The following is a 3,319-nucleotide window of genomic DNA, read 5'->3' on the forward strand; positions in this document are numbered from 1 at the left end:
ATCCGTCATGTGATGCTGCGGATGGTAGCCCTAACTGGGGGTGAGTTAGCCCGTAGGCGCGTACCTTTATCAGAATTAGAATATCCCCCCGAGAAAAATGATTTAGTTAAGGAAGTAATTGAGCGTTTTACCAACGCAAGGTTATTGGTGAATGGAGTTGATGCTGATGGTAATACCTATGTCGAACCTGCCCATGATGCTTTGGTGCGGGGTTGGCAAAGGTTGCTGGAGTGGAAACAAAAAGACGAGGAGAGTTTAATTCTACAACGGCGCTTGACTCCGGTAGCACAGGAGTGGAAAAGTGTTCAAAACAAAAAGCAACCATCCGGTTTTCAAGCCAAGGCTGAACCTGCGATCAATTGGTTAGATCGCAAACTTAACGTCGTCGAAAACTTGTTTAATAAAATAAATTATCAGATAAATACTCAGTTGCTTCGACTATGGAAACGAACACCAGATGAGCAAGAAACTTCGACAGAAAAACCATTGCAATTTCTTTGGAATGCTGATCCTTATCTAGATGTATTAGATAAAGAACTCAATTCTGATGACAACTGGTTTAACCAGGTAGAGGCTGAGTTTGTGCAGCAAAGTGTCAAACAAAAACGTCGGAACGTTAGTTGGCGATGGCGGATTGCGATCGCAGTTATGGTGGGATTAAGTGGGTTGGCCACCGCAGCTATTCTTGGACAGCAAGAGGCGCAGAGACAACAACGAAAGGCGAATATACAAGAAATTGATGCTTTAAGAGAAGCTGCAGAAGCAAACTGGCAATCAAATAACCAATTAGAGGCGTTAATTGCAAGTTTACGGGCTGGGAAGAACCTTAAAGAAAGGCGATTATTACAAGAATCTGAGAACTCTAAGCAACGAGAAGAAGTAGTACAAACGCTGCGAAGGGTAGTTTCTCAAATTAGAGAACGTGACCGCATGAATAAGCCTATAGGTGAATTTCTTAGCGTTACCCCCGATCACAATATATTGGTTAAAAACAATTCAATACAAGATACTCGCTATTTAAATTCCGAAGGCAAAGAGGTTAAACTGTCACCAAGATTTATATTTTCTCGCAACCCTTTAAATTATAATCCCGGCATTATTTATAGCCCTGATGGAAAGCTATTTGCGACAGCAGACATAGCTGCAATACCTGGAGATCAAGAAAATAATAATGAAAATGGGAATGTCTACTTGTGGAACTGGGATAATAAGAAATTAAAAGTAAAATTATCAGGACATCAAGGTGGAGTCAAAAGTTTTAGTTTCAGTCCGGATAGTAGAATATTGGCTGTAGTTGACGGTAATGATACCATCCACTTTTGGGATGTGGAAAGACCTCAAGGGTTGTTCAAAAATACTCAATACAGAAACATAGTAGGCGTAGGTTTTACACCTGATAACGATCCACGAGTCGCAACATCTACTACAGGCATTAGTGGGTATAAAGTCTTAACATTGTGGGACTTAAGAGGTAAGCAATTGTCAACAATATATGGAGATTACGCAGATAGTGAAAAGAGTTTTGATAAAGTTTTTTTTAGCGCTGATGGCAAACAAATTGCGATTGAATATGGAATTATTCCCGGTTATCAGACGGATGCTGAAAGGTTTATAAAAATTGTACTATGGAATTATTTAGAGGACGAGTCTCATAAAAATAGCCAGACAACAAAGTTTGTAAGTAAACTGTATTCCGTTCCGTTAGAAGCAGGGGATATTTCTACATCAATAAGTCTAGACGGCAAGGAATTGTTTACTGCTTATGATAATAGCCACATTCGGATCTGGGATCTAAGAGAGAAGAATAACAGGTTGACAAAGTTGAAATTAGATGCCAATAAGATTCCCAAGGCTATAAGCATTAGTTTAGATGCAGATGGTAAACAATTAGCTATTGTGAATCAAGATGGCAAAGTCTACTTAGGAGACTTAACTAATGGAACATTTAACCTGATACCAGAAATCTCAGGTAATACAAAGATTGCTAATTTTAGTCCAGATGGTAAAGTACTAGCGACTGTCAGCCAAGATGGAATTGTCGGATTATTGCACTTAAAAAGCAGAAAGTTTGACACATTACCCAAACAATTTTCAAGGCCAATTTCAAACATCAATTTTAGTCCAGATAGCAAAAAACTAGTTATTGCAACAGAAAACAAAGAACACAAAATACTTTTCAAAGTGTATGAGTTTAAGTATAAAACCAAAGAAAGCACTCAAAATAGTTACTTAGTATATCACAATAACTATGTCTTTTTTGATTCCAAAAATAAGCTAAATTACTTAGTAAGAAATGAGGTAAATCGGAAAACAACACTGCATGACTTTAAAACTGAAATTTTATTAACAAAATTCCAGGAAAACCAATGTGAATTAGTGGTAATTAATTATGACTATTCACATTTTCGAGTAAGTTTGAGTGGCGATAAAACTTTAGTAGCTTCCACAGATACTGATAGTGTTTGCGTATGGGATATGGAAAAAGGAGATAAGTTAGTTAAATTCAAGGTAACTCAAGGTAAGAATATTAAAAATATAAGTTTGAGTGCTGATGGTACCTCGATGGCTATTCTACTAGATGACGGCTCAATTGAATTAGGGCAGATTGGAGGATTAGATTATTTGCTTTCAAAAGGCTGCGACTGGGTGCGTGACTATCTGAAAAATAACCCCAATGTCGAGGAAAGCGATCGCCATCTCTGCGACAATGTACCAAAATTGGAGATCGCCGAAGACTAATCGCACTCCAAAAACTCTTGGTACAAAAGTGCGATCACTTGTAGACAGATTTACTACGGTTGTTTGGGAAGTGCGATTGACCTGCATGTCACGCTACGCGAACGTGTTCTCAAAACTTTTGTTAAATAAATGCGATTGACCTGCATGTCACGCTACGCGAAGGCACTCTCGTTTATCTTAGTTGAGAAGTAGTGCAGTCAGCGCAGTTATGCCCGTAGGGCTGATCGCGTAGCGTGGCCGTAGGCCAATCGCACCCAAAGCTAAACCTACGAGTTCGATTTACTATCAGCAACACTACGTGAACGCATCCATTCATCCAAATCGTCAGGTTTCGTAAAGTCCAACAATGCTTCCCCCAAAGCTTCAAGCTGAGGGAGGGATAAGGCTTTAACCTGTGTTCGCATTTCTGGGGACACTTCGCCAATGCGACGCAAGAGTAGGCGGAGGATGAGGGATTGTTCCCCTTCGTGACGGCCTTCATCCTTAATGTCTTGATAAATTACAGACTGCTGCATGATATCTGTGCGTAAAACCTGGTTAATCAAGTCCCTCTTTAATAATAGCCCTGCTAGAATCCCAG

The 3,319-nt window shown here is 39.5% G+C and carries 2 protein-coding genes; one reads left to right on the top strand and one right to left on the bottom strand.

The features are described from left to right. Positions 1-2,739: WD40 repeat domain-containing protein (locus F6K49_RS38095; RefSeq protein ID WP_293105443.1), on the top strand; the 2,739-nt coding region annotated here is incomplete at its 5' end. A 266-nt stretch (positions 2,740-3,005) separates the two neighbouring features. Here F6K49_RS38095 and F6K49_RS38100 read toward each other — a convergent pair. Then, the coding region (locus F6K49_RS38100; RefSeq protein WP_293105446.1) for a DUF4351 domain-containing protein at positions 3,006-3,319 on the bottom strand (314 nt) is incomplete at its 5' end.

This window comes from Moorena sp. SIO3I6, from assembly GCF_010672095.1.